Annotated in this window: 23 protein-coding genes; 22 read left to right on the top strand and 1 reads right to left on the bottom strand. The window is 55.6% G+C overall.

The window, feature by feature from the left end:
* Window positions 1-343: 343 nt before the first annotated feature.
* The 22 genes from ilvI to mutT all read left to right on the top strand — a co-directional run bounded on the left by ilvI (window position 344) and on the right by mutT (window position 26,189).
* Window positions 344-2,068, top strand: coding sequence for an acetolactate synthase 3 large subunit (ilvI, locus tag ACWKXX_RS15135; RefSeq protein ID WP_063136705.1), 1,725 nt, complete (start codon window positions 344-346; stop codon window positions 2,066-2,068).
* A 1-nt stretch (window position 2,069) separates the two neighbouring features.
* The gene (ilvN, locus tag ACWKXX_RS15130; protein WP_003856371.1) at window positions 2,070-2,561 is read left to right on the top strand and encodes an acetolactate synthase small subunit; all 492 of its coding nucleotides are present in this window, start codon (window positions 2,070-2,072) and stop codon (window positions 2,559-2,561) included.
* A 179-nt stretch (window positions 2,562-2,740) separates the two neighbouring features.
* Window positions 2,741-3,745, top strand: coding sequence for a catabolite repressor/activator (gene cra, locus ACWKXX_RS15125; protein ID WP_003856369.1), 1,005 nt, complete (start codon window positions 2,741-2,743; stop codon window positions 3,743-3,745).
* Window positions 3,746-4,336: 591 nt separating this feature from the next.
* Window positions 4,337-4,795 (top strand): division/cell wall cluster transcriptional repressor MraZ, encoded by a 459-nt coding sequence (mraZ, locus tag ACWKXX_RS15120; RefSeq protein ID WP_006810119.1) that lies wholly within the window; start codon window positions 4,337-4,339, stop codon window positions 4,793-4,795.
* Window positions 4,796-4,797: 2 nt separating this feature from the next.
* Window positions 4,798-5,739, top strand: coding sequence for a 16S rRNA (cytosine(1402)-N(4))-methyltransferase RsmH (gene rsmH / locus ACWKXX_RS15115; RefSeq protein WP_003856366.1), 942 nt, complete (start codon window positions 4,798-4,800; stop codon window positions 5,737-5,739).
* A complete protein-coding gene (ftsL, locus tag ACWKXX_RS15110; protein WP_003856363.1) occupies window positions 5,736-6,101 on the top strand; it encodes a cell division protein FtsL in 366 nt (121 codons plus the stop codon). Before rsmH ends, ftsL begins: the two co-directional genes overlap by 4 nt.
* A gap of 15 nt (window positions 6,102-6,116) precedes the next feature.
* Window positions 6,117-7,883: a peptidoglycan glycosyltransferase FtsI gene (gene ftsI, locus ACWKXX_RS15105; protein WP_003856361.1), complete on the top strand. Its 1,767-nt coding sequence runs from the start codon at window positions 6,117-6,119 to the stop codon at window positions 7,881-7,883.
* Window positions 7,870-9,357, top strand: a complete 1,488-nt coding sequence (murE, locus tag ACWKXX_RS15100) for a UDP-N-acetylmuramoyl-L-alanyl-D-glutamate--2,6-diaminopimelate ligase (RefSeq protein ID WP_017383786.1) — start codon at window positions 7,870-7,872, stop codon at window positions 9,355-9,357. Before ftsI ends, murE begins: the two co-directional genes overlap by 14 nt.
* Window positions 9,354-10,712, top strand: a complete 1,359-nt coding sequence (gene murF / locus ACWKXX_RS15095; RefSeq protein WP_261666440.1) for a UDP-N-acetylmuramoyl-tripeptide--D-alanyl-D-alanine ligase — start codon at window positions 9,354-9,356, stop codon at window positions 10,710-10,712. Before murE ends, murF begins: the two co-directional genes overlap by 4 nt.
* Window positions 10,706-11,788, top strand: coding sequence for a phospho-N-acetylmuramoyl-pentapeptide-transferase (gene mraY, locus ACWKXX_RS15090; protein ID WP_003856353.1), 1,083 nt, complete (start codon window positions 10,706-10,708; stop codon window positions 11,786-11,788). The genes murF and mraY overlap by 7 nt, the downstream gene beginning before the upstream one ends.
* A gap of 2 nt (window positions 11,789-11,790) precedes the next feature.
* Window positions 11,791-13,107 carry a UDP-N-acetylmuramoyl-L-alanine--D-glutamate ligase gene (murD, locus tag ACWKXX_RS15085; protein ID WP_023315390.1) on the top strand — a complete coding sequence of 439 codons (1,317 nt, stop codon included), beginning with the start codon at window positions 11,791-11,793 and terminating at the stop codon, window positions 13,105-13,107.
* Window positions 13,107-14,351 carry a cell division protein FtsW gene (gene ftsW / locus ACWKXX_RS15080; protein ID WP_003856348.1) on the top strand — a complete coding sequence of 415 codons (1,245 nt, stop codon included), beginning with the start codon at window positions 13,107-13,109 and terminating at the stop codon, window positions 14,349-14,351. Before murD ends, ftsW begins: the two co-directional genes overlap by 1 nt.
* On the top strand, window positions 14,348-15,412 hold the full coding sequence (murG, locus tag ACWKXX_RS15075) for an undecaprenyldiphospho-muramoylpentapeptide beta-N-acetylglucosaminyltransferase (protein WP_022650395.1): 1,065 nt from the start codon (window positions 14,348-14,350) through the stop codon (window positions 15,410-15,412). Before ftsW ends, murG begins: the two co-directional genes overlap by 4 nt.
* 59 nt (window positions 15,413-15,471) lie before the next feature.
* Window positions 15,472-16,947, top strand: a complete 1,476-nt coding sequence (murC, locus tag ACWKXX_RS15070) for a UDP-N-acetylmuramate--L-alanine ligase (protein WP_003856345.1) — start codon at window positions 15,472-15,474, stop codon at window positions 16,945-16,947.
* Complete coding sequence (locus ACWKXX_RS15065) at window positions 16,940-17,860, top strand: D-alanine--D-alanine ligase (RefSeq protein ID WP_040117216.1); 921 nt, start codon at window positions 16,940-16,942, stop codon at window positions 17,858-17,860. Before murC ends, ACWKXX_RS15065 begins: the two co-directional genes overlap by 8 nt.
* Before the next feature lies 1 nt (window position 17,861).
* Window positions 17,862-18,704, top strand: coding sequence for a cell division protein FtsQ (gene ftsQ, locus ACWKXX_RS15060; RefSeq protein ID WP_003856342.1), 843 nt, complete (start codon window positions 17,862-17,864; stop codon window positions 18,702-18,704).
* Entirely contained in the window at window positions 18,701-19,957 is a 1,257-nt protein-coding gene (gene ftsA / locus ACWKXX_RS15055) for a cell division protein FtsA (RefSeq protein WP_003856340.1), read from the top strand. Before ftsQ ends, ftsA begins: the two co-directional genes overlap by 4 nt.
* A 63-nt stretch (window positions 19,958-20,020) precedes the next feature.
* Window positions 20,021-21,172 carry a cell division protein FtsZ gene (gene ftsZ / locus ACWKXX_RS15050; RefSeq protein ID WP_003856338.1) on the top strand — a complete coding sequence of 384 codons (1,152 nt, stop codon included), beginning with the start codon at window positions 20,021-20,023 and terminating at the stop codon, window positions 21,170-21,172.
* A 101-nt stretch (window positions 21,173-21,273) separates the two neighbouring features.
* Window positions 21,274-22,191: a UDP-3-O-acyl-N-acetylglucosamine deacetylase gene (gene lpxC, locus ACWKXX_RS15045; protein WP_003856337.1), complete on the top strand. Its 918-nt coding sequence runs from the start codon at window positions 21,274-21,276 to the stop codon at window positions 22,189-22,191.
* A 280-nt stretch (window positions 22,192-22,471) separates the two neighbouring features.
* Complete coding sequence (gene secM, locus ACWKXX_RS15040; RefSeq protein WP_032103219.1) at window positions 22,472-22,975, top strand: secA translation cis-regulator SecM; 504 nt, start codon at window positions 22,472-22,474, stop codon at window positions 22,973-22,975.
* Between the two features lie 58 nt (window positions 22,976-23,033).
* Window positions 23,034-25,739, top strand: a complete 2,706-nt coding sequence (gene secA, locus ACWKXX_RS15035; RefSeq protein ID WP_015572673.1) for a preprotein translocase subunit SecA — start codon at window positions 23,034-23,036, stop codon at window positions 25,737-25,739.
* 57 nt (window positions 25,740-25,796) lie between these two features.
* Window positions 25,797-26,189, top strand: coding sequence for an 8-oxo-dGTP diphosphatase MutT (gene mutT / locus ACWKXX_RS15030; protein WP_026080649.1), 393 nt, complete (start codon window positions 25,797-25,799; stop codon window positions 26,187-26,189).
* A gap of 34 nt (window positions 26,190-26,223) precedes the next feature.
* On the opposite strand, the gene yacG is transcribed toward mutT, so the two are convergent.
* The gene (gene yacG, locus ACWKXX_RS15025) at window positions 26,224-26,418 is read right to left on the bottom strand and encodes a DNA gyrase inhibitor YacG (RefSeq protein ID WP_015572675.1); all 195 of its coding nucleotides are present in this window, start codon (window positions 26,416-26,418) and stop codon (window positions 26,224-26,226) included.
* Window positions 26,419-26,420 lie beyond the last annotated feature (2 nt).

Raw genomic sequence — 26,420 nt, 5'->3', positions numbered from 1 at the left:
TTTATTCTGTGATTTTTTATGCAGGCAATATTTTGTTCTGTGCGCATTTTTTCAGACGCTCAGGGCGGCTTAAAAATAGATGATTTCCTGATCCATCCTCTTTTTAAGAGATGAATTATTAGCGTCTCCCCTCATACCAGACGAATTCACCATATTCGTGTCTGACAGCTATTTTTTCTGCTTTTATTGCCCATTCCCGCATTCCGTTTGCTAATTGCCTGCCTCATAACGAGCGGTTAAGGTATCCATCACTCTGCACATTATAAGATGGGTTCACCCTGTCAGAAGACGGCGCGGAAATGAATTCTGTTGACCGTCTATAACAAAAGCCTGGAGGCAAAGCATGGAGATGTTGTCTGGCGCGGAAATGGTCGTCCGATCGCTTATCGATCAGGGCGTGAAACAAGTGTTCGGCTATCCCGGAGGCGCGGTTCTCGATATTTATGACGCGCTGCACACGGTAGGCGGTATTGATCATGTTCTGGTTCGTCATGAACAGGCTGCTGTGCATATGGCTGACGGCCTGGCCCGCGCCACGGGAGAAGTGGGTGTAGTGCTGGTCACTTCGGGGCCGGGAGCGACCAATGCCATCACCGGCATTGCGACTGCGTATATGGACTCTATTCCACTGGTCATTCTCTCCGGACAGGTGGCGACGTCACTGATTGGCTATGATGCGTTTCAGGAATGCGACATGGTGGGGATCTCACGCCCCGTGGTGAAGCACAGCTTTCTGGTTAAGCAAACGGAAGATATCCCGGGCGTGCTGAAAAAAGCCTTCTGGCTGGCCGCCAGCGGTCGTCCTGGGCCAGTGGTTGTCGATCTGCCAAAAGATATTCTCAATCCCGCGAATAAACTGCCTTACCTGTGGCCTGAGTCGGTGAGCATGCGTTCGTATAATCCGACGACGCAAGGGCACAAAGGCCAGATTAAGCGTGCGCTGCAAACGCTGCTGGCTGCGAAAAAGCCCGTAGTCTACGTAGGGGGCGGCGCCGTTAATGCAGCCTGTGAAACGCAACTACGCGAACTGATTGAGAAGCTGAACCTTCCTGTCGCGTCATCGCTGATGGGGCTGGGGGCATTCCCGGCTACCCACCGTCAGGCGCTGGGCATGCTGGGTATGCATGGCACCTATGAAGCCAATATGACGATGCACCATTCTGATGTGATTTTTGCCGTCGGCGTACGTTTTGACGATCGCACCACCAATAACCTGGCGAAATACTGTCCGAATGCGACGGTGCTACACATTGATATCGATCCTACTTCTATCTCTAAAACGGTGCCGGCGGATGTGCCCATCGTGGGGGACGCACGACAGGTGCTGGATCAAATGTTGGAACTGCTGGCGCAGGAGACCGCCTCTCAACCGCTGGATGAGATCCGTGACTGGTGGCAACAAATCGAACAATGGCGCGGCCGTCAGTGCCTTAAATACGACACGCAGAGTGAGAACATCAAGCCGCAGGCGGTGATCGAGACGATCTGGCATCTGACCAAAGGCGAGGCGTATGTCACTTCTGACGTAGGCCAGCATCAGATGTTCACTGCGTTGTATTACCCGTTTGATAAACCGCGTCGCTGGATCAACTCAGGCGGGCTTGGCACGATGGGCTTTGGTCTGCCCGCCGCGCTGGGGGTGAAGCTGGCGTTGCCGAACGAAACGGTTATCTGCGTAACGGGTGATGGCAGTATACAGATGAATATTCAGGAGCTTTCTACTGCGCTGCAATATGAGTTGCCAGTGCTGGTGCTTAACCTGAATAACGGTTACCTCGGTATGGTGAAGCAGTGGCAGGATATGATTTATTCCGGCCGTCACTCTCAGTCTTATATGAAGTCACTTCCGGACTTTGTCCGTCTGGCTGAAGCCTATGGTCATATTGGCATGCGGGTAACCGATCCGTCAGAGCTGGAAGCGAAGCTCGGCGAAGCGCTTGAGCACGTTAAAAACAATCGCCTCGTCTTCATGGACGTCATCGTCGACGGCACCGAGCACGTTTATCCGATGCATATCCGTGGCGGTGGTATGGATGAAATGTGGTTAAGCAAAACGGAGAGAACCTGATATGCGCCGGATATTATCTGTATTACTGGAAAATGAGTCGGGCGCACTGTCACGCGTCATTGGGCTTTTTGCGCAGCGCGGATACAACATTGAAAGCCTGACCGTTGCGCCGACCGATGATCCAACGCTCTCCCGCATGACGATCCAGACTGTCGGCGATGCGAAAGTGCTTGAGCAGATCGAAAAGCAATTGCACAAGCTGGTGGACGTGTTGCGCGTCAGCGAGCTGGGGCAGGGGGCTTACGTCGAACGTGAAGTGATGCTGGTGAAAATTCAGGCCAGCGGTTATGGCCGTGAAGAGGTCAAGCGTAACACGGATATTTTCCGTGGGCAGATCATTGACGTCACGCCTTCTATATATACTGTGCAGCTTGCGGGAACGAGCGATAAGCTGGATGCGTTCCTGGCCTCCGTCAGGGATGTGGCAAAAATTGTTGAAGTTGCGCGCTCTGGCGTTGTTGGCCTCTCGCGCGGCGATAAAATCATGCGTTAGTTGCGCAAAAGGTTCGCCTCTTTCAGCCCGGTAGCCAAAGCCGGGCTTTTTTTTGCGTAATCCGCCGACAACGCGGACAAAAGCGGTTGCCGTGAAAGCTATTCTGCGTTTAGATGTTAAAATATTTAACCATAACCTTGACAGGGCCATGGACTTTTTTCTTTTTTTGAGGGGCAATTGTGAAACTGGATGAAATCGCCCGGCTCGCCGGCGTGTCGAGAACCACGGCCAGCTATGTGATTAACGGTAAAGCAAAGCAGTATCGTGTCAGCGATAAGACCGTTGAGAAAGTGATGGCAGTCGTTCGTGAGCATAATTACCATCCGAATGCTGTCGCCGCAGGTTTACGTGCCGGACGCACCCGCTCGATTGGCCTGGTGATCCCGGATCTGGAAAACACCAGCTATACCCGCATCGCCAACTATCTTGAACGTCAGGCTCGTCAGCGGGGCTATCAGCTGTTGATTGCCTGCTCCGAGGATCAGCCCGACAACGAGATGCGCTGCATTGAGCATCTGCTGCAACGTCAGGTTGACGCCATCATCGTGTCGACCTCTTTACCACCCGAGCATCCTTTCTATCAGCGCTGGGCGAACGATCCATTCCCGATTGTGGCGTTGGATCGTGCTTTGGATCGTGAACATTTCACCAGCGTCGTAGGTGCCGATCAGGACGATGCAGAAATGCTGGCTGCCGAGCTGCGTACCTTCCCGGCGGAAACGGTGCTCTATCTTGGCGCTTTGCCTGAACTATCCGTGAGCTTCCTGCGTGAACAAGGGTTCCGTACGGCGTGGAAAGACGATCCGCGTGACGTTCATTATCTGTATGCCAACAGCTATGAGCGCGAAGCGGCTGCTCAGCTGTTCGAGAAATGGCTGGAAACGCACCCGATGCCGCAGGCGTTGTTTACCACCTCGTTTGCCCTGTTGCAGGGGGTGATGGACGTGACGTTACGTCGCGATGGCAAGCTGCCATCCGATCTGGCGATTGCGACCTTCGGCGATAACGAACTGCTCGACTTCCTGCAATGTCCGGTGCTGGCCGTGGCTCAGCGTCACCGCGACGTCGCCGAGCGCGTGCTTGAGATTGTTCTGGCAAGCCTGGATGAACCTCGCAAACCGAAACCCGGGCTTACGCGTATCAAACGTAATCTCTATCGGCGCGGGATTTTGAGCCGCCATTAATATTTCCACAGGGGCGGTAAAACTGCCCCTTTTGCGGCGCATTTATTGCGGGAAATAATTCCCGGATAAAAATTAGGATTTATCTCTAAGATTCGTAGCCGGCTATTTTTCTGAATCCGTTTTGGCGTTAAAAAGCGCAATTATAATTTTTAACGGGCATTCTTTTGTATTGTTTTGTTACAAACAGCCGCCAGCCGATGAATATTCAGCCATTTTTTACTGTCCCCTTCAGCCCTCAATGTACACGAACGAATCCATATTGCCTTGCGCTTAATCTGGTGCTGTTATCCCCCGGCGATATGCCTTAAAATGCTGCCCGCGTCGCAAACTGACACTTTATATTTCCCTGCGATGATATTGAGTGAGTCTTAACGCTCGTGTGCATATTCGGTTTTTTTCTTACAAATATTCATAACGTTAATTTTGCCTCGCCAGTTGTGTAGTTATTAGCCAGGTCACTCTTGCTCTGTAAATACGGTGCTTTCGCGCCGGTATAGAGAGAGTCCTGGCTTGACAAGCTTTTCCCTCGCTCCGTAAACTCCTTCAGGTGGGAATTTGTGGGTTAAAGTGGTGAGGAGGGGTGAGGCTGGCATGTTCCGTGGAGCAACGTTAGTCAATCTCGACAGCAAAGGGCGTTTATCGGTACCAACCCGATACCGCGACCAGCTGATTGAGAACGCTTCGGGTCAACTGGTTTGCACCATTGACATCAACTCCCCCTGCCTGCTGCTTTACCCTTTGCCTGAATGGGAAATCATTGAGCAAAAGCTGTCGCGACTGTCGAGCATGAACCCGCAAGAACGCCGCGTGCAGCGGTTGTTATTGGGACATGCCAGTGAATGTCAGATGGATAGCGCCGGGCGATTATTGATTGCGCCTGTGTTGCGGCAACATGCCGGTCTGACTAAAGAAGTGATGCTGGTCGGGCAGTTCAACAAGTTTGAACTGTGGGACGAAACGACCTGGTATCAACAGGTCAAGGAAGATATCGACGCTGAGCAGTCTGATTCCGCAACATTATCGGAACGGCTGCGGGACTTGTCTCTATAAATATGATGGAAAATTATAAACATACAACGGTGCTGCTGGATGAGGCCGTTAACGGCCTGAATATTCGTCCAGACGGCATCTATATTGATGGCACTTTTGGTCGCGGTGGTCACTCGCGTTTGATCCTCTCCCAGCTTGGAGCGGAAGGACGCCTGCTGGCAATTGACCGCGATCCGCAGGCGATTGCCGTTGCGCAAACCATCGATGATCCTCGCTTTTCCATCGTGCATGGACCTTTCTCTGCGCTTGCGGATTATGTCGCTGAGCGCGGCCTGACCGGCAAGATCGACGGGATTCTCCTCGATCTTGGCGTCTCTTCACCACAGCTTGATGATGCAGAACGCGGCTTCTCCTTTATGCGTGATGGGCCGCTGGATATGCGTATGGACCCGACGCGCGGCCAGTCTGCCGCTGAATGGTTACAAACTGCTGACGAAGCGGATATCGCCTGGGTAATCAAAACCTTCGGTGAAGAACGCTTTGGCAAACGTATTGCGCGCGCCATCGTGGAGCGCAACCGCGTTGAGCCAATGACCCGTACCAAAGAGCTGGCAGAAGTCATCGCGGCGGCAACGCCGGTGAAGGACAAGCACAAACATCCTGCGACCCGTACCTTCCAGGCGGTTCGTATCTGGGTAAACAGTGAACTGGAGGAAATAGAGCTGGCGCTAAAAAGCTCGCTCGACGTGCTGGCCCCGGGTGGGCGGTTATCCATCATCAGCTTCCATTCGCTGGAAGATCGCATCGTAAAACGCTTTATGCGTGAACAGAGCCGCGGTCCGCAGGTTCCAGCTGGGCTGCCGATGACGGAAGAACAACTCAGAAAGCTGGGAGGCCGTCAGTTGCGAGCATTAGGCAAGTTGATGCCGGGCGAAGAAGAGGTGGCAGAGAATCCACGTGCCCGTAGTTCAGTGCTGCGTATTGCAGAGAGGACGAACGCATGATCAGCAGAGTGACAGAAACCCTAAGCAAAGTTAAGGGATCGTTAGGAAGCAACGAGCGCCATGCTTTGCCTGGCGTGATCGGCGACGATCTTTTGCGGTTTGGGAAGCTGCCACTCTGCTTGTTCATTTGCATCATTGTGACGGCAGTCATGGTGGTCACCACCGCTCACCATACCCGTTTATTGACTGCGCAGCGCGAACAGATGGTACTGGAACGCGATGCGCTGGATATTGAATGGCGAAATCTGATCCTTGAAGAAAACGCGCTCGGCGATCACAGCCGGGTTGAACGGATCGCAACGGAAAAACTGCAATTACAGCATGTTGATCCTTCGCAGGAAAATATCGTAGTACAAAAATAAGGGAAAACGCGACGCATGAAAGCAGCGGCAAAAACGCTAAAACCAAAACGCCAGGAAGAACAGGCCAACTTTGTCAGTTGGCGTTTTGCGTTGCTTTGCGGCTGCATTTTACTGGCGCTGGGTTTCCTGCTGGGACGCGTGGCGTGGCTACAAATCATCGCGCCTGACATGCTGGTGCGTCAGGGGGATATGCGTTCTCTGCGCGTGCAGGAAGTTTCTACCTCTCGTGGGATGATCACCGACCGCTCCGGGCGTCCGCTGGCGGTGAGCGTGCCGGTGAAGGCGATCTGGGCCGATCCGAAAGAGTTACACGACGCAGGCGGGATCACGCTTGATAACCGCTGGAAGGCGCTCTCAGACGCGTTGAAAATGCCGCTGGATCAGCTGGCGTCGCGCGTTAACGCCAACCCGAAAGGGCGCTTTATCTATCTTGCCCGTCAGGTGAACCCTGACATGGCTGACTACATTAAGAAACTGAAGCTGCCGGGCATTCATCTGCGGGAAGAATCCCGCCGTTACTATCCTTCGGGCGAAGTCACCGCGCACCTGATTGGTTTTACCAACGTGGATAGCCAGGGGATTGAGGGCGTTGAAAAAAGCTTCGACAAGTGGCTTACCGGCCAGCCTGGCGAGCGAATCGTGCGTAAAGACCGCTATGGTCGCGTCATTGAAGACATTTCCTCGACAGACAGCCAGGCCGCGCACAACCTGGCCCTGAGTATTGATGAACGCTTGCAGGCGCTGGTCTATCGTGAGCTGAACAACGCCGTCGCGTTTAACAAGGCGGAATCAGGCAGCGCCGTGCTGGTGGATGTGGCGACAGGTGAAGTGCTGGCGATGGCCAGTAGCCCCTCATACAACCCGAATAATTTTGCCGGTACAGCAAAAGATGCAATGCGTAACCGCTCCATCACCGATGTGTTTGAACCCGGCTCAACCGTAAAACCTATGGTGGTGATGACGGCTCTACAGCGAGGCATCGTCAACGAAAATACCGTTCTGAATACGATTCCTTATCGAATTAACGGTCACGAAATCAAAGACGTGGCACGTTACAGCGAACTGACCCTGACCGGGGTCTTACAGAAGTCGAGTAACGTCGGTGTGTCAAAACTGGCGTTAGCGATGCCGTCCTCAGCGTTAGTAGATACTTACTCACGTTTTGGGCTGGGAAAGGCGACCAATTTGGGGTTGGTCGGAGAACGCAGTGGCTTATATCCTCAAAAACAACGGTGGTCTGACATAGAGAGGGCCACCTTCTCTTTCGGCTACGGGCTAATGGTAACTCCCTTACAGTTAGCGCGAGTCTACGCAACGATTGGCAGCTATGGCATTTATCGTCCGCTGTCGATCACCAAAGTTGATCCACCGGTTCCGGGGGAACGTGTTTTCCCGGAATCTATCGTTCGTACCGTCGTGCATATGATGGAAAGCGTCGCGTTACCTGGCGGTGGCGGCGTGAAGGCCGCAATTAAGGGCTATCGTATCGCCATTAAAACCGGTACAGCGAAAAAAGTGGGGCCGGACGGCCGCTATATCAACAAATACATTGCCTATACCGCAGGCGTAGCGCCTGCAAGCAATCCGCGTTTTGCGCTGGTGGTCGTCATCAACGATCCGCAGGCGGGTAAATACTACGGCGGCGCCGTCTCCGCGCCTGTGTTCGGGGCTATTATGGGCGGCGTGTTGCGCACCATGAACATTGAACCGGATGCGCTGGCGACGGGCGAAAAAAGTGAATTTGTAATTAATCAAGGCGAGGGAACAGGTGGCAGATCGTAATTTGCGCGACCTTCTTGCTCCGTGGGTGCCTATGCTACCTGCGCGAGCACTGCGAGAGATGGTACTGGACAGCCGCGTAGCGGCTTCTGGCGATCTTTTTGTGGCAGTGGTGGGTCATCAGGCGGACGGGCGTCGTTATATCCCGCAGGCGATTGCGCAAGGTGTTGCTGCCATTATTGCTGAGGCCAAAGATGAGGCAACAGACGGTGAGATCCGTGAAATGCACGGCGTGCCGGTCATCTATCTCAGCCAGCTGAATGAGCGTCTCTCCGCGCTGGCAGGACGTTTTTACAACGAACCTTCCGACCAGTTAAAGCTGGTTGGCGTGACAGGAACCAACGGAAAAACCACCACCACTCAGCTGATGGCGCAGTGGGCGCAGCTGCTGGGCGAAACCGGTGCCGTCATGGGCACGGTGGGGAACGGTCTTCTGGGCAAAGTAAGCCCGACGGAAAACACTACAGGCTCGGCGGTTGACGTGCAGCGTGTGCTGGCGGGCCTCGCTGAGCAGGGGGCGACCTTCGCTGCGATGGAAGTCTCTTCCCATGGTCTGGTACAACATCGCGTGGCGGCCCTGAAATTTGCTGCCTCTGTCTTTACTAACCTGAGCCGCGATCACCTTGATTATCATGGTGATATGGAGCACTACGAAGCGGCGAAATGGCTGCTTTATTCCACTCACCACCACGGGCAGGCGATCATTAACGCCGACGACGAAGTCGGTCGCCGCTGGCTGGAAAAACTGCCGGATGCGGTGGCGGTGTCGATGGAAGATCGCATTAATCCGAACTGCCGCGGCCGCTGGCTGAAGGCGGTCGAGGTGAACTACCACGATAGTGGGGCGACGATCCGCTTCGCTTCCACCTGGGGCGAAGGTGAAATTGAAAGCCGCCTGATGGGGGCCTTTAACGTCAGTAACCTGCTGCTGGCGCTGGCGACGCTGCTGGCGCTGGGCTACCCGATGGCGGATCTGCTGAAAACGTCTGAGCGTTTGCAACCGGTCTGTGGCCGCATGGAAGTGTTCAGCGCGCCGGGCAAGCCGACGGTGGTCGTGGATTACGCACACACGCCGGATGCGCTGGAAAAAGCGCTGGAAGCGGCGCGTCTGCACTGCGCAGGCAAGCTCTGGTGCGTGTTTGGCTGCGGTGGCGATCGCGACAAGGGCAAACGTCCGCTGATGGGCGCCATAGCTGAGCAGTTCGCAGATATTCCCGTGGTAACCGATGACAACCCGCGTACCGAAGAGCCGCGGGCCATTATCAATGACATTCTGGCGGGCATGCTGGATGCGGGTCGTGCGCGCGTGGTCGAAGGCCGTGCGGAGGCCGTGACTAACGCCATTATGCAGGCGCAGGAGAACGATGTGGTTCTGCTGGCCGGTAAAGGTCATGAAGATTATCAGATCGTCGGCAATCGTCGTCTGGATTACTCCGACCGCGTGACGGCAGCGCGTCTGCTGGGAGTGGTGGCATGATTAGCATTACGTTAAGCCAGGCCGCTGCGGTATTGCAGGGGATGCTGCATGGTCAGGATCTAACCATTGAGGCTGTGACCACCGACACCCGTAAGGTGAGGGCGGGCTGCCTGTTTGTGGCGCTGAAGGGCGAGCGTTTTGACGCCCACGATTTTGCGCAACAGGCTAAAGATAACGGCGCGGGCGCGCTGCTGGTCAGCCGTAAGCTCGATATCGATTTGCCGCAGATTGTGGTGAAAGATACGCGCCTGGCGTTTGGCGAGCTGGCGGCATGGGTTCGCCAGCAGGTGCCAACACGCGTCGTGGCGCTGACGGGCTCGTCGGGTAAAACCTCCGTTAAAGAGATGACGGCGGCGATCCTTAGCCAGTGCGGTAACACGCTTTATACGGCGGGCAACCTTAATAATGACATCGGTGTACCGATGACGCTGCTGCGCCTGACCCACGAGCATGAATATGCGGTGATTGAGTTAGGGGCTAACCATCAGGGCGAAATCGCCTGGACCGTGAGCCTGACGCGTCCGGAAGCGGCGCTGGTGAATAACCTGGCGGCGGCACATCTTGAAGGTTTTGGTTCGCTGGCCGGTGTGGCGAAAGCGAAAGGTGAAATTTATACCGGACTGCCGGATGACGGCATCGCCATTATGAACGCCGATAACAACGACTGGCTGAACTGGCAGAGCATCATTGGTTCACGCAAAACCTGGCGCTTCTCACCGAATGCGGCAAACAGTGATTTTTCGGCGACCAACATTCATGTGACGTCACACGGCACCGAGTTCACCCTCACGACCCCAACGGGCGACATCGAGGTGCTGCTGCCCCTGCCCGGTCGTCATAACATCGCCAATGCGCTTGCTGCGGCAGCGCTCTCAATGGCGGTAGGTGCCTCACACGCGGCGATCAAAGCAGGTCTGGCAAATTTAAAAGCCGTGCCGGGGCGTCTTTTCCCGATCCAGCTGGCTGAAAACAAACTTCTGCTGGATGACTCCTACAACGCTAACGTCGGCTCCATGACGGCGGCCGTGCAGGTCTTGTCTGAGATGCCGGGCTATCGCGTGATGGTTGTGGGCGATATGGCCGAGCTGGGTGATGAAAGCGAAGCCTGCCATGTTCAGGTGGGTGAAGCGGCGAAAGCCGCCGGGCTTGACCGCGTATTGAGCGCAGGCACGCTGAGCAAGGCCATTTCCGATGCCAGTGAAGTTGGCGAACATTTTGCCGATAAATCTGCACTGATCGAACGCCTGAAGGCATTGATTACAGAAAAACAGATTGTGACTGTTTTAGTTAAAGGTTCACGTAGTGCCGCCATGGAAGAGGTTGTGCACGCATTACAGGAGAACGGGACATGTTAGTTTGGCTGGCCGAACATTTGGTCAAATATTATTCAGGCTTTAACGTCTTTTCCTATCTGACGTTTCGCGCCATCGTCAGCCTGCTGACTGCGCTGTTCATCTCGCTGTGGATGGGCCCGCGCATGATCGCCCGTCTGCAAAAACTCTCTTTCGGCCAGGTTGTACGTAACGACGGCCCGGAATCGCACTTCAGCAAGCGCGGTACGCCGACCATGGGCGGGATCATGATCCTGACCGCGATTGTGGTGTCCGTTCTGCTGTGGGCCTATCCGTCTAACCCCTACGTCTGGTGCGTGCTGACCGTTCTGGTTGGCTACGGGATCATCGGTTTTGTTGATGACTACCGTAAAGTCGTGCGCAAAGACACTAAAGGTTTGATCGCCCGCTGGAAGTATTTCTGGATGTCGGTGATTGCGCTGGGCGTAGCCTTCGCCCTTTACCTGGCAGGAAAAGACACCCCGGCCACCGAGCTGGTGGTGCCGTTCTTCAAAGACGTGATGCCGCAGCTGGGGCTGTTCTACATTCTGCTGGCTTACTTTGTGATCGTCGGCACCGGCAATGCCGTCAACCTGACCGATGGTCTGGACGGCCTGGCGATTATGCCGACCGTGTTTGTCGCGGGCGGTTTCGCGCTGGTGGCGTGGGCGACCGGTAACATGAACTTTGCAAACTACCTGCACATCCCGTACCTGCGACACGCGGGTGAGCTGGTGATCGTCTGTACGGCGATTGTCGGGGCGGGGCTGGGCTTCCTGTGGTTTAACACCTATCCGGCGCAGGTCTTTATGGGCGACGTCGGTTCACTGGCGCTGGGCGGCGCGCTGGGCATTATCGCCGTGCTGCTGCGTCAGGAGTTCCTGCTGGTGATCATGGGCGGTGTGTTTGTGGTTGAGACGCTGTCTGTGATTTTGCAGGTCGGTTCCTTCAAGCTGCGCGGTCAGCGCATCTTCCGTATGGCACCGATTCACCACCACTATGAACTGAAAGGCTGGCCGGAGCCGCGCGTCATTGTGCGCTTCTGGATTATTTCGCTGATGCTGGTGCTGATTGGCCTGGCAACGCTGAAGGTACGTTAATCATGGCAGATTACCAGGGCAAAAAAGTCGTTATCATCGGGTTGGGCCTCACCGGCCTCTCCTGCGTGGACTTTTTCCTTGCGCGTGGCGTGACGCCGCGCGTGATGGATACGCGCGTCTCTCCGCCGGGTCTGGACAAGCTGCCGGAGCAGGTTGAACGCCACCTGGGTGGTCTGAATGATGAGTGGCTGCTGGCCGCCGATCTGATTGTTGCCAGCCCCGGTATGGCGCTGGCGCATCCTTCCCTGAGCGCCGCCGCGGATGCAGGCGTTGAGATTGTCGGCGATATCGAACTGTTCTGCCGGGAGGCACAGGCGCCGATCGTCGCCATTACCGGTTCAAACGGTAAAAGCACCGTCACCACGCTGGTGGGGGAAATGGCGAAGGCGGCGGGCAAAAATGTCGGCGTGGGCGGTAACATTGGTCTGCCCGCTTTGATGCTGCTTGATAAAGGGTGTGAGCTGTTCGTCCTTGAGCTTTCCAGCTTCCAGCTGGAAACCACTTCAAGCCTGCATGCGGCGGCGGCGACGATCCTAAACGTCACCGAAGATCATATGGACAGATACCCGTTCGGCTTGCAGCAGTACCGTGCGGCCAAACTGCGCGTTTATGAAAATGCCAAAGTTTGCGTGGTGAATGCCGATGATGCACTCACCATGCCGGTGCGCGGCGCAGACGATCGCTGCATTAGCTTCGGTATTAATATGGGTGATTATCACCTTAACCGTCAGCAGGGCGAAACCTGGCTGCGGGTGAAAGGTGAGAAGGTGCTGAACGTGAAAGAGATGATGCTCTCCGGCCAGCATAACTACACCAATGCCCTGGCGGCGCTGGCGCTGGCGGATGCTGTTGGCCTGCCGCGATCTTCAAGCCTGAAGGCGCTGACCACCTTTACCGGCCTGGCGCACCGCTTCCAGCTGGCGCTGGAGCACAACGGCGTACGCTGGATTAACGATTCCAAAGCGACCAACGTGGGTAGCACCGAGGCGGCACTGAACGGTCTGCACGTTGATGGCACGCTGCACCTGCTACTGGGCGGCGACGGTAAATCGGCTGACTTCTCCTCGCTGAAGCAGTACCTCAACGGTGATAACGTGCGCCTGTATTGCTTTGGCCGCGATGGTAGCGAGCTGGCGGCGTTGCGCCCTGAGGTCGCCGAACAAACCGAGACCATGGAGCAGGCGATGCGCCTCATCGCCCCACGCGTGAAGCCCGGCGATATGGTACTGCTCTCACCAGCCTGTGCCAGCCTCGATCAATTCAAGAATTTCGAACAGCGGGGTGATGTCTTTACCCGCCTGGCGAAGGAGTTAGGCTGATGCGTTTATCTCTCCCTCGCCTGAAAATGCCGCGCCTGCCAGGATTTGGTATCCTGGTATGGCTGTTTACGGCGCTGAAAGGCTGGGTGATGGCTTCACGGGATAAAGATTCCGACAGCCTGATCATGTACGACCGCACGCTGTTCTGGCTCACGCTGGGGCTGGCAGCGATCGGCTTTATTATGGTCACCTCGGCGTCAATGCCTGTCGGACAGCGTCTGGCGAACGACCCGTTCCTGTTTGCCAAGCGTGACGGGCTGTACATCATTCTCGCGTTCTGCCTGGCGCTGATCACCTTACGCCTGCCGATGTCGTTCTGGCAGCGGCACAGTACGGCCATGCTCATCGCCTCAATCATCATGCTGTTGATCGTGCTGGTTGTCGGGAGCTCCGTTAACGGGGCATCACGCTGGATTGCCTTTGGCCCACTGCGTATTCAGCCCGCGGAGTTCACCAAACTGTCGTTGTTCTGCTACCTGGCTAACTACCTGGTGCGTAAAGTTGACGAAGTTCGTAACAACCTTCGTGGCTTCTTAAAACCGATGGGCGTGATTCTGGTCCTCGCGATCCTGCTGCTGGCGCAGCCCGACCTCGGTACGGTAGTCGTACTGTTTGTCACTACGCTGGCGATGCTGTTCCTGGCGGGCGCAAAACTGTGGCAGTTCATTGCCATCATCGGGATGGGGATTTCGGCGGTGGTGCTGCTGATCCTCGCCGAACCCTACCGTATCCGCCGTGTGACCTCGTTCTGGAACCCATGGGAAGATCCGTTCGGCAGCGGTTACCAGCTGACGCAGTCGCTGATGGCGTTTGGCCGCGGCGAAGTCTGGGGTCAAGGCCTGGGCAACTCGGTGCAAAAACTGGAGTATTTACCGGAGGCGCACACCGACTTCATCTTCTCCATTATTGGGGAAGAACTGGGTTATATCGGTGTGGTATTGGCGCTATTAATGGTATTCTTCGTCGCTTTCCGCGCCATGTCGATTGGCCGGAAAGCGCTGGAGATCGATCACCGCTTCTCCGGTTTCCTGGCCTGCTCAATTGGTATCTGGTTTAGCTTCCAGGCACTGGTAAACGTTGGGGCGGCAGCGGGTATGCTGCCGACCAAAGGTCTGACGTTGCCGTTGATCAGTTATGGTGGTTCGAGTCTGTTGATCATGTCGACGGCCATCATGTTTTTGTTACGCATAGATTATGAAACGCGTCTGGAGAAAGCTCAGGCGTTTACACGAGGTTCACGATGAATCAACCGAAGCGGTTAATGGTGATGGCAGGCGGTACCGGCGGACACGTGTTCCCGGGACTGGCGGTTGCGCACCATTTAATGGAACAGGGCTGGCAGGTACGCTGGCTGGGAACCGCAGACCGCATGGAAGCAGACCTGGTACCTAAACACGGTATCGAGATCGACTTTATTCGTATTTCTGGCCTTCGTGGCAAAGGGATCAAGGCGCTGCTGCTGGCGCCGGTGCGCATTTTCAATGCCTGGCGTCAGGCGCGCGCCATTATGAAGCGTTTTAAGCCTGACGTCGTTCTGGGCATGGGCGGTTACGTTTCCGGTCCGGGCGGACTGGCGGCGTGGTCACTGGGCATCCCCGTTGTTCTGCATGAGCAGAACGGTATTGCCGGTTTGACCAACAAATGGCTGGCAAAAATCGCCACCAAAGTTATGCAGGCCTTCCCCGGGGCATTCCCGAAAGCGGATGTCGTAGGAAATCCGGTACGTGTGGACGTGCTGGCGCTGCCGCTGCCAGATACGCGTCTGGCGGGTCGCGAAGGGCCGGTGCGCGTGCTGGTCGTCGGCGGTTCCCAGGGCGCCCGTATTTTAAACCAGACGATGCCGCAGGTTGCGGCAAAACTGGGTGATGCGGTGACCATCTGGCACCAGAGCGGGAAGGGCGCTCAGCAGACCGTTGAGCAGGCCTACGCGCAGGAAGGTCAGCCGCAGCATAAAGTGACTGAATTTATTGATGATATGGCCGCAGCCTATGCCTGGGCCGATGTTGTGGTCTGTCGCTCGGGCGCGCTGACGGTGAGCGAAATCGCCGCCGCCGGTTTGCCGGCGCTGTTTGTGCCGTTCCAGCACAAAGACCGACAGCAGTACTGGAATGCGCTGCCGCTTGAGAAAGCGGGGGCCGCGAAGATTTTTGAGCAGCCACAATTTACCGCTGATGCGGTCGCCACTACCCTGGCGGGCTGGAACCGGGATGTATTACTGGAGATGGCGCAACGCGCACGCGCGACCGCTATCCCGGATGCAACGGAACGGGTGGCAAAAGAAGTGAGCCTGGCAGCCCAGGCATAATTCTCGCAGCGCGTGTTGCGCTGCACGATTTTTTTGAAGTAGTCGATGGCGTTTAGAGAATGAATACACAACAACTGGCAAAACTGCGTTCTATCGTGCCCGAGATGCGTCGCGTCCGGCACATTCACTTTGTCGGCATCGGTGGTGCTGGCATGGGCGGTATTGCCGAAGTGTTAGCTAACGAAGGCTATCAGATCAGCGGGTCTGACCTGGCGCCAAACCCTGTTACGCAGCAGCTGGCGTCGCTGGGGGCGACTATCTATTTCAATCATCGCCCGGAAAACGTGAGCGATGCGAGCGTGGTTGTGGTGTCCAGCGCTATCTCCGCGGATAACCCGGAAATCGTTGCGGCGCATGAGGCGCGCATCCCGGTGATCCGTCGCGCGGAAATGCTGGCGGAACTGATGCGTTTCCGTCACGGCATTGCGGTGGCCGGTACGCACGGTAAAACCACCACAACAGCGATGGTCTCCAGCATTTATGCGGAAGCGGGTCTCGACCCGACGTTCGTTAACGGTGGTCTGGTGAAAGCCGCTGGCGTGCATGCGCGTCTGGGCCACAGCCGTTATCTGATTGCGGAAGCGGATGAGAGCGATGCGTCGTTCCTGCATCTACAGCCGATGGTGGCGATCGTCACCAACATCGAAGCTGACCATATGGACACTTACCAGGGCGACTTCGAGAACTTAAAGCAGACCTTTATTAACTTCCTGCACAACCTGCCGTTCTACGGCCGTGCGGTGATGTGCGTGGACGATCCGGTTATTCGCGAGCTGCTGCCGCGCGTCGGGCGTCAAATTACGACCTACGGCTTCAGCGAAGACGCGGATGTACGCGTAGAAGATTACAAGCAGATCGGTGCGCAGGGGCATTTCACCCTCGCGCGTCAGGATAAAGACCTGCTGCATGTCACCCTGAACGCTCCGGGACGCCACAACGCCCTGAATGCGGCGGCGGCGGTGGCTGTTGCGACAGAAGAAGGCATTGACGATGAAGCGATCCTGCGCGCGCTGGAGAGCTTCCAGGGGACGGGCCGTCGTTTCGACTTCCTCGGTGAATTCCCGCTGGAGCCGGTAAACGGTAAGCCAGGTTCTGCGATGCTGGTGGATGACTACGGTCACCATCCGACGGAAGTGGACGCAACCATCAAAGCGGCACGCGCGGGTTGGCCGGAAAAGAATCTGGTCATGATCTTCCAGCCGCACCGTTACACGCGTACCCGCGATCTGTATGACGATTTTGCCAACGTCCTTTCGCAGGTCGATACCCTGCTGATGCTGGATGTGTATGCTGCGGGTGAAACGCCGATTCCGGGTGCGGACAGTCGTTCTTTATGTCGTACCATCCGTGGACGCGGTAAAGTGGATCCTATTCTGGTTCCCGACCCGGCGCAGGTAGCTGAGATGCTTGCCCCGGTCCTGACGGGTAACGATCTGATCCTGATTCAGGGCGCGGGAAATATCGGCAAAATCGCCCGTACCTTAGCTGAAATCAAACTGAAGCCGCAAACTCAGGAGGACGAGCGACATGGCTGATAAGATTGCTGTCCTGTTTGGCGGCACTTCCGCCGAACGCGAGGTTTCTCTGAATTCGGGCGCTGCCGTGCTGGCGGGCCTGCGTGAAGGCGGCGTGGACGCGCATCCGGTTGATCCGAAAGAGGTGGACGTCACGCAGCTGAAAGCGATGGGCTTCGATAAAGCCTTTATCGCGTTGCACGGTCGCGGCGGTGAAGACGGCACGTTGCAGGGGCTGCTGGAGCTGATCGGCATGCCGTACACCGGCAGCGGCGTGATGGCATCCGCCATCTCCATGGATAAACTGCGCAGCAAACTGCTGTGGCAGGGGGCGGGTCTGCCCGTTGCGCCATGGGTTGCACTGACGCGTCGTGAATATGAAATGGGTCTGTCGGACAGCGTTAATACACGCATTGCGGCACTGGGCTTACCGGTTATTGTGAAGCCGAGCCGTGAAGGGTCGAGCGTGGGAATGTCTAAAGTCGATAAAGCTGTAGATTTGGCTGACGCTTTAGCACTGGCATTTCAACATGATGAAGAAGTTCTGATTGAAAAATGGCTTAGCGGGCCGGAATTTACCGTCGCGATGCTTGGCGAAGAAATTTTACCGTCAATTCGCATCCAACCCGCCGGAGTCTTCTATGATTATGAGGCGAAGTATCTCTCTGATGAGACGCAATATTTCTGCCCAGCGGGTCTTGAAGCAGAGCGTGAGGCCGAATTACAGTCTCTGGTGCTTAAAGCCTGGAATGTGCTGGGATGTCGTGGCTGGGGACGCATTGACGTGATGCTTGACGGTGACGGGCAATTTTATCTGCTGGAAGCAAACACGTCTCCGGGTATGACCAGCCATAGCCTTGTGCCGATGGCGGCGCGTCAGGCGGGAATGAGCTTCTCGCAGTTAGTCGTACGTATTCTGGACCAGGCGGGCTGATATGTCTCAGGCTGCATTGAACACGCGCAACCGCGATGACGAAGAAGAATATTCCTCTTCGCGCCGGAGTAATGGAACGCGTCTTGCAGGGATCATCTTCCTGCTCGGGGTGCTGTGCACCGTGTTTATCAGCGGCTGGATGGTGCTGGGCTGGATGGAAGACGCGCAGCGGTTGCCGCTGTCGAAGCTGGTGGTGACCGGGGAGCGACACTACACGCGTAACGATGACATTCGCCAGTCGATTCTGGCGCTTGGGTCGCCTGGCACCTTTATGACGCAGGACGTCAACATTATCCAGAGTCAGATTGAACGTCTGCCGTGGATAAAACAGGCGAGTGTCAGAAAACAATGGCCTGATGAATTGAAGATTCATCTGGTTGAATATGTGCCGATTGCGCGTTGGAATGATCAGCATATGGTTGACGTAGACGGAAATTCGTTCAGCGTCCCGAGCGATCGTGTCAACAAGCAGAATTTACCGATGTTGTATGGCCCGGAAGGCAGCGAAAACGAAGTATTGCAGGGTTTTCGTGAGATGGGGCAGGTGCTGGCTAAGGATCGCTTTACGTTAAAAGATGCTGCGATGACGGCGCGCCGTTCCTGGCAGTTGACCTTAACGAATGGCATTAAGCTCAATCTTGGCCGCGGCGACACAATGAAACGTCTGGCGCGTTTTGTAGAACTTTACCCGGTTTTACAGCAGCAGGCGCAGACGGATGGCAAACGGATAAGCTACGTTGATTTGCGCTATGACTCAGGCGCAGCAGTCGGTTGGGAGCCGGCTCCGGTCGAGGAACCTAATCAGCAACAAAATCAGGCACAGGTACAGGCAGAACAACAATGATCAAGTCGACGGACAGAAAATTGGTAGTAGGACTGGAGATTGGCACCGCGAAGGTTGCCGCTTTGGTAGGGGAAGTTCTGCCCGACGGTATGGTCAATATCATTGGCGTGGGCAGCTGCCCCTCCCGTGGTATGGATAAAGGTGGGGTAAACGACCTTGAGTCGGTGGTGAAATGCGTTCAGCGCGCCATCGACCAGGCTGAATTGATGGCAGATTGCCAGATTTCCTCTGTCTATCTGGCCCTGTCTGGTAAGCACATCAGCTGCCAGAATGAAATCGGTATGGTGCCGATTTCTGAAGAAGAGGTGACGCAGGAAGACGTTGAGAACGTTGTCCACACGGCGAAATCCGTGCGTGTTCGCGACGAGCACCGTGTGCTGCATGTGATCCCGCAGGAATACGCGATCGACTACCAGGAAGGCATCAAGAATCCGGTCGGTCTGTCGGGCGTGCGTATGCAGGCAAAGGTGCACCTGATCACATGTCACAACGATATGGCGAAGAACATTGTAAAAGCCGTTGAACGTTGTGGCCTGAAAGTTGACCAACTCATTTTCGCCGGTCTTGCCGCGAGCTATTCCGTGCTGACCGAAGACGAACGTGAACTGGGCGTCTGTGTGGTCGATATTGGTGGTGGTACAATGGACATGGCCGTCTATACCGGCGGTGCGTTACGCCACACCAAAGTGATCCCGTACGCCGGGAATGTGGTGACCAGCGATATCGCTTACGCCTTTGGTACGCCACCGAGCGATGCAGAGGCGATTAAAGTGCGCCATGGTTGCGCGCTGGGCTCTATCGTCGGCAAAGACGAGAGCGTTGAAGTGCCGAGCGTAGGCGGGCGACCGCCGCGCAGCCTGCAACGCCAGACGCTGGCAGAGGTGATTGAGCCGCGTTATACCGAGCTGCTCAACCTGGTCAACGAAGAGATTTTGCAGTTACAGGAACAGCTTCGCCAGCAGGGTGTGAAACATCATCTCGCGGCGGGGATTGTATTAACCGGCGGGGCAGCGCAAATTGAAGGTCTTGCGGCCTGCGCTCAGCGCGTTTTCCATACGCAGGTGCGTATTGGTGCGCCGCTGAATATTACCGGTTTAACGGATTACGCTCAGGAGCCGTATTACTCAACGGCCGTGGGCCTGCTGCACTATGGGAAAGAATCCCATTTGAGTGGTGAAGCAGAAGTGGAAAAACGCGTCTCGGTGGGGTCTTGGGTCAAACGACTTAACACCTGGTTGCGAAAAGAGTTTTAATTTTTTTAAGAGACCGGAGAGAATTAGCGGTCTCGGGCGACAGGCACAACGGAGAGAGAGATTATGTTTGAACCTATGGAATTAACCAACGACGCGGTGATTAAAGTCATCGGCGTCGGTGGCGGCGGCGGTAACGCCGTAGAGCACATGGTGCGCGAGCGCATCGAAGGTGTTGAATTCTTCGCGGTGAACACCGATGCGCAGGCGCTGCGTAAAACGGCTGTTGGCCAGACGATTCAGATCGGTGGTGGCATCACCAAAGGTCTGGGAGCAGGGGCTAACCCGGAAGTGGGCCGCAACGCGGCTGAAGAAGATCGTGAAGCGCTGCGCGCTGCACTGGACGGTGCAGACATGGTCTTCATCGCAGCGGGTATGGGCGGCGGTACAGGTACCGGTGCAGCACCCGTTGTGGCGGAAGTCGCTAAAGATTTAGGTATTCTGACCGTTGCTGTCGTGACCAAGCCTTTCAACTTTGAAGGTAAGAAGCGTATGGCTTTCGCGGAGCAGGGTATCACCGAGCTGTCCAAGCACGTGGACTCTCTGATTACCATCCCGAACGACAAGCTGCTGAAAGTGCTGGGTCGCGGTATCTCTCTGCTGGACGCCTTTGGCGCGGCAAACGACGTGCTGAAAGGCGCGGTTCAGGGTATTGCTGAACTGATTACCCGTCCTGGTCTGATGAACGTTGACTTTGCAGACGTTCGCACCGTGATGTCCGAGATGGGCTACGCGATGATGGGCTCTGGCGTGGCGAGCGGCGAAGACCGTGCGGAAGAAGCCGCTGAAATGGCGATCTCTTCTCCACTGCTGGAAGATATCGATCTGTCTGGTGCGCGCGGCGTGCTGGTCAACATTACCGCTGGCTTTGACCTGCGTCTGGATGAGTTCGAAACCGTGGGTAACACCATCCGTGCGTTCGCCTCTGACAACGCGACCGTCGTTATCGGTACGTCCCTTGATCCGGAAATGAACGACGAACTGCGTGTGACCGTTGTGGCCACCGGTATCGGTATGGACAAGCGTCCTGAGATCACCCTGGTGACCAACAAACAGACTCAGCAGCCGGTTATGGATCGTTACCAGCAGCACGGTATGGCGCCTCTGACTCAGGAGCAAAAACCCGCTGCGAAAGTGGTGAACGACCCGACTCCACAAACGGCAAAAGAGCCAGATTATCTGGATATCCCGGCGTTCCTGCGTAAGCAAGCTGACTAAGAATTGGCTGGAATTTGGGGATTTGCGCTCTTTGTGCTAAACTGGCCCACCGTTAGTGATATACACTCTCGGTTGGATAGTTAATTTGGCGAGATTATACGATGATCAAACAAAGGACACTTAAACGTATCGTTCAGGCGACGGGTGTCGGTTTACATACCGGCAAGAAAGTCACACTGACGTTACGCCCTGCGCCGGCCAATACCGGGGTCATCTATCGTCGCACCGACTTGAATCCACCGGTAGATTTTCCGGCCGATGCCAAATCTGTGCGTGATACTATGCTCTGTACTTGTCTGGTGAACGAGCATGACGTGCGGATTTCTACCGTAGAGCACCTGAACGCCGCCCTGGCGGGTCTGGGTATCGACAACATTATGGTTGAAGTCGATGCGCCAGAAATCCCGATCATGGACGGGAGTGCTGCTCCGTTCGTTTATTTGTTGCTGGATGCCGGCATCGAAGAACTGAACTGCGCGAAGAAATTTGTTCGCATTAAAGAGACCGTTCGCGTCGAAGATGGCGACAAATGGGCTGAATTCAAACCGTACAATGGTTTCTCGTTGGACTTCACCATCGATTTTAACCATCCGGCGATTGACTCCAGCACTCAGCGCTATGCGATGAACTTCTCTGCGGATGCGTTCATGCGTCAGATCAGCCGAGCACGTACCTTCGGCTTTATGCGTGATATCGAATATCTGCAATCCCGCGGCCTGTGCCTGGGCGGCAGCTTCGATTGTGCCATCGTTGTTGACGATTATCGCGTACTGAACGAAGACGGCCTGCGTTTTGAAGATGAATTTGTTCGTCACAAAATGCTGGACGCGATCGGCGACCTCTTCATGTGTGGTCACAACATCATTGGTGCATTTACCGCGTTTAAATCCGGTCATGCACTGAACAACAAACTGTTGCAGGCCGTCCTGGCAAAACAGGAAGCCTGGGAATATGTGACCTTCGAAGACGAAGCTGAACTGCCGCTGGCGTTCAAAGCCCCGACTATGGTCCTGGCGTAACGGTTAAAGCCGTTTCGTAAGAAAAGCGACTGGTTCACCTGGTACTCTCTCCGACCAGGGAAGCCAGTCGTTTTTATTTCTGCCCTTCTTTAATTTGTCCCCCTCACCCCTGGCCTGTGTCGGGTGCCGAATAACGGTGTGTTCGCTGCATTATTGACCGTTTTTACCTGCTGCAAGGTGTCATTCCTGCTGCCGTGTATTGGCTTTAGTGGTAATATCTGGGCGCTAAAAAAGAATAACTGAACTCAGCCTGCACTGGCGGGCGAACGTGGTGGAGCAAGTGAGCGGAATACTGACGCGCTGGCGACAATTTGGCAGACGTTACTTCTGGCCGCATCTCTTATTGGGGATGGTCGCGGCGAGTTTCGGCTTGCCTGTGCTCAGCAACAGCGCAGACGCGGCCACGCCAGCACGTTCCACGACGACCAAACACGATCTCACCACACGGGTTAACTTCACTAATCTCGCATGGCTTGAAGCCAGCCGCCGTCCCAATTTCTCCGTTGATTACTGGCAGCAGCACGCGATTCGCACGGTTATCCGCCATCTGTCGTTCGCGATGGCGCCGCAGACGATGCCTGTTGCGGAAGAAACGCTGCCGGTTCAGGCTCAGCATCTTGCCCTGCTCGATACGCTTAATGCGCTTCTGACGCAGGACAACCAGCCGCCAGTGACCGTAAATCAGACGGCGCAAACGGATTTTGTTTCCCCTGCATCCTTCTCTGTTTCGACATGGATTAGCCAGGTTCACGGCATCCGTGCCGGGCCTCAACGCCTCAGCTAAATTAACCTTTTTCAATACCTTAATTTATCTGCCCGACTGGGGCGTTTGAGAATTTATTATGCTAATCAAATTGTTAACCAAAGTTTTTGGTAGTCGTAACGATCGTACCCTGCGCCGCATGCGCAAAGCTGTGAACGTCATCAACGGTATGGAACCGGCGATGGAGAAGCTCACTGATGATGAGCTGAAAGCGAAAACCGCGGAGTTCCGTGCGCGTCTGGAGAAAGGTGAAACCTTAGAAAGCCTGATCCCGGAAGCCTTCGCCGTTGTACGTGAGGCCAGTAAACGCGTGTTCGGCATGCGTCACTTCGACGTGCAGCTGCTGGGCGGGATGGTGCTCAACGAGCGCTGCATCGCGGAAATGCGTACCGGTGAAGGTAAAACCCTGACGGCAACGCTGCCGGCTTACCTGAATGCGCTGACGGGTAAGGGCGTTCACGTTGTTACCGTCAACGACTATCTGGCGCAGCGCGACGCCGAAAACAACCGTCCACTGTTCGAATTCCTCGGCATGACCGTGGGCATTAACATGTCCGGCCTGCCGGCACCTGCCAAGCGTGAAGCGTATAACGCGGATATCACCTACGGCACCAACAACGAATACGGCTTCGACTACCTGCGTGACAACATGGCGTTCAGCCCGGAAGAGCGCGTCCAGCGTAAACTGCACTATGCGCTGGTGGATGAGGTTGACTCCATTCTGATCGATGAAGCGCGTACCCCGCTGATCATCTCCGGCCCGGCCGAAGACAGCTCCGAGATGTACCGTAAAGTCGACAAAATCATTCCTCACCTGCTGCGTCAGGAGAAAGAAGACTCCGATACCTTCCAGGGTGAAGGTCACTTCTCCGTGGATGAAAAAGCGCGTCAGGTCAACCTGACCGAACGCGGCCTGGTGAAAATCGAAGAGTTGCTGGTGGCTGAAGGCATTATGGAAGAGGGCGAGTCTCTGTACTCCCCGAGCAACATCATGCTGATGCACCACGTAACGGCCGCACTGCGCGCGCACGCCCTGTTCACCCGCGACGTTGACTACATCGTTAAAGACGGCGAAGTCATCATCGTCGATGAACACACCGGCCGTACCATGCAGGGACGTCGCTGGTCCGATGGCCTGCACCAGGCCGTGGAAGCGAAAGAAGGCGTGGATATTCAAAACGAAAACCAGACGCTGGCCTCCATCACCTTCCAGAACTACTTCCGTCTGTACGAGAAGCTGGCGGGGATGACCGGTACCGCAGATACCGAAGCGTTTGAGTTCAGCTCCATCTATAAGCTGGATACCGTGGTAGTACCTACCAACCGTCCGATGATCCGTAAGGATATGCCGGACCTGGTATACATGACTGAAGCGGAAAAAATTCAGGCGATCATCGAAGATATTCGCGAACGTACCGCGAAGGGCCAGCCGGTACTGGTGGGGACCATCTCCATCGAGAAATCCGAAGTGGTATCTAACGAGCTGACCAAAGCAGGCATCAAACACAACGTTCTGAACGCCAAGTTCCACGCTAAAGAAGCAGATATCGTTGCGCAGGCCGGTTACCCGGCTGCCGTAACCATCGCCACCAACATGGCGGGTCGTGGTACCGATATTATGCTCGGCGGTAGCTGGCAGGCCGAAGTGGCGGAGCTGGAAAACCCAACCCCAGAGCAAATCGCGCAGATCAAAGCCGACTGGCAGGTGCGTCACGACGCGGTGCTGGCATCCGGTGGTCTGCACATCATTGGTACCGAGCGTCATGAATCCCGTCGTATCGATAACCAGCTGCGCGGTCGTGCAGGTCGTCAGGGTGATGCCGGTTCTTCCCGCTTCTATCTGTCTATGGAAGATGCGCTGATGCGTATTTTCGCCTCTGACCGTGTGTCCGGCATGATGCGTAAACTGGGCATGAAACCTGGCGAAGCGATCGAGCACCCGTGGGTTACCAAAGCGATTGCCAACGCCCAGCGTAAAGTAGAAAGCCGCAACTTCGATATTCGTAAGCAGCTGCTGGAATATGATGACGTTGCCAACGACCAGCGTCGTGCGATCTACACCCAGCGTAACGAACTGCTGGACGTGTCCGACGTGAGCGAAACCATCAACAGCATTCGCGAAGATGTGTTCAAAGCCACTATCGACGCGCACATTCCGCCGCAGTCTCTGGAAGAGATGTGGGATATCGAAGGTTTGCAGGAACGTCTGAAAAACGACTTCGATCTCGAACTGCCAATCAAAGAGTGGCTGGACAAAGAGCCTGAGCTGCACGAAGAGACCCTTCGCGAGCGTATCTACGAAACCGCGCTGGACGTCTACAAGCGTAAGGAAGAAGTGGTTGGCGCAGAGATGATGCGTCACTTCGAGAAAGGCGTAATGTTGCAGACCCTGGACTCCCTGTGGAAAGAGCACCTGGCGGCAATGGACTACCTGCGTCAGGGTATCCATCTGCGTGGTTATGCGCAGAAAGATCCGAAGCAGGAGTACAAGCGTGAATCCTTCTCCATGTTTGCTGCCATGCTGGAGTCGCTGAAGTATGAAGTCATCAGCACCCTGAGCAAAGTTCAGGTGCGTATGCCGGAAGAAGTGGAAGCGATGGAGCAGCAGCGTCGTGAAGAAGCTGAGCGTCTGGCACAGATGCAGCAGCTGAGCCATCAGACCGATGAAAGCGAAGCCGCAGCGGCAATCGCAGCGCAGACGGGCGATCGTAAAGTCGGTCGTAACGATCCGTGCCCATGCGGTTCCGGCAAAAAATACAAGGCGTGCCACGGCCGTCTGAGTTAAGAACATAACAAACTGAAAAGGCGCAGATATCTGCGCCTTTTTTATGGAAGTGACATGATGAAAACACTGCAAATTGCTGTCGGGATCATTCGCAACCCGCAAAATCAGATCTTCATTACCCAACGTGCCGCCGATGCGCACATGGCCAACAAATGGGAATTCCCCGGCGGAAAAATCGAATCAGGTGAAACGCCGGAGCAGGCGCTGGTGCGTGAGCTTCAGGAAGAGGTGGGGATCACCCCGCTTGGCGCAACGCTGTTCGATAAGCTGGAGTACCAGTTTCCGGATCGTCACATCACGCTGTGGTTCTGGCTGGTTGAAAACTGGGAAGGGGAGCCGTGGGGAAAAGAGGGGCAGCCGGGTAACTGGATTGAGCTTCAGGCCAGCGATGCGGAAAAATTCCCGCCTGCCAATGAGCCTGTGATCCTCCGGCTGGCCGCACAACCGTAGGCCTGCTAAGCGACGCGCCAGCAGGCTTTGAACGTTACTGCTGGTTTTCGCTCCAGTCATCGCTATCCGAGAGATCGCCTTCGCTCGGAATGCGTTTCTCTTCCGCCGCCCATTCGCCCAGGTCTATAAGCTGACAGCGCTTACAGCAGAATGGGCGAAATGGACTTACGTCTCCCCAGACGACAGTTTTCCCACAGGTTGGGCAGTTTACGGTGGTTACGTCAGACATTG

It is taken from the genome of Enterobacter sp. UPMP2061 (assembly GCF_053709615.1).
Note: the sequence above shows the minus strand (reverse complement) of the source record. Positions and strands in the feature narration are given on the sequence as shown.

What these genes read in the sequence shown, in the direction of transcription:
- ilvI (WP_063136705.1), top strand. Translation starts at nt 344, where the DNA reads ATGGAGATGTTGTCTGGCGCGGAAATGGTCGTCCGATCGCTTATCGAT.
- ilvN (WP_003856371.1), top strand. Translation starts at nt 2,070, where the DNA reads ATGCGCCGGATATTATCTGTATTACTGGAAAATGAGTCGGGCGCACTG.
- mraZ (WP_006810119.1), top strand. Translation starts at nt 4,337, where the DNA reads ATGTTCCGTGGAGCAACGTTAGTCAATCTCGACAGCAAAGGGCGTTTA.
- rsmH (WP_003856366.1), top strand. Translation starts at nt 4,798, where the DNA reads ATGATGGAAAATTATAAACATACAACGGTGCTGCTGGATGAGGCCGTT.
- ftsL (WP_003856363.1), top strand. Translation starts at nt 5,736, where the DNA reads ATGATCAGCAGAGTGACAGAAACCCTAAGCAAAGTTAAGGGATCGTTA.
- ftsI (WP_003856361.1), top strand. Translation starts at nt 6,117, where the DNA reads ATGAAAGCAGCGGCAAAAACGCTAAAACCAAAACGCCAGGAAGAACAG.
- murF (WP_261666440.1), top strand. Translation starts at nt 9,354, where the DNA reads ATGATTAGCATTACGTTAAGCCAGGCCGCTGCGGTATTGCAGGGGATG.
- mraY (WP_003856353.1), top strand. Translation starts at nt 10,706, where the DNA reads ATGTTAGTTTGGCTGGCCGAACATTTGGTCAAATATTATTCAGGCTTT.
- murD (WP_023315390.1), top strand. Translation starts at nt 11,791, where the DNA reads ATGGCAGATTACCAGGGCAAAAAAGTCGTTATCATCGGGTTGGGCCTC.
- ftsW (WP_003856348.1), top strand. Translation starts at nt 13,107, where the DNA reads ATGCGTTTATCTCTCCCTCGCCTGAAAATGCCGCGCCTGCCAGGATTT.
- murG (WP_022650395.1), top strand. Translation starts at nt 14,348, where the DNA reads ATGAATCAACCGAAGCGGTTAATGGTGATGGCAGGCGGTACCGGCGGA.
- murC (WP_003856345.1), top strand. Translation starts at nt 15,472, where the DNA reads ATGAATACACAACAACTGGCAAAACTGCGTTCTATCGTGCCCGAGATG.
- ACWKXX_RS15065 (WP_040117216.1), top strand. Translation starts at nt 16,940, where the DNA reads ATGGCTGATAAGATTGCTGTCCTGTTTGGCGGCACTTCCGCCGAACGC.
- ftsQ (WP_003856342.1), top strand. Translation starts at nt 17,862, where the DNA reads ATGTCTCAGGCTGCATTGAACACGCGCAACCGCGATGACGAAGAAGAA.
- ftsA (WP_003856340.1), top strand. Translation starts at nt 18,701, where the DNA reads ATGATCAAGTCGACGGACAGAAAATTGGTAGTAGGACTGGAGATTGGC.
- ftsZ (WP_003856338.1), top strand. Translation starts at nt 20,021, where the DNA reads ATGTTTGAACCTATGGAATTAACCAACGACGCGGTGATTAAAGTCATC.
- lpxC (WP_003856337.1), top strand. Translation starts at nt 21,274, where the DNA reads ATGATCAAACAAAGGACACTTAAACGTATCGTTCAGGCGACGGGTGTC.
- secA (WP_015572673.1), top strand. Translation starts at nt 23,034, where the DNA reads ATGCTAATCAAATTGTTAACCAAAGTTTTTGGTAGTCGTAACGATCGT.
- mutT (WP_026080649.1), top strand. Translation starts at nt 25,797, where the DNA reads ATGAAAACACTGCAAATTGCTGTCGGGATCATTCGCAACCCGCAAAAT.
- yacG (WP_015572675.1), bottom strand. Translation starts at nt 26,418, where the DNA reads ATGTCTGACGTAACCACCGTAAACTGCCCAACCTGTGGGAAAACTGTC.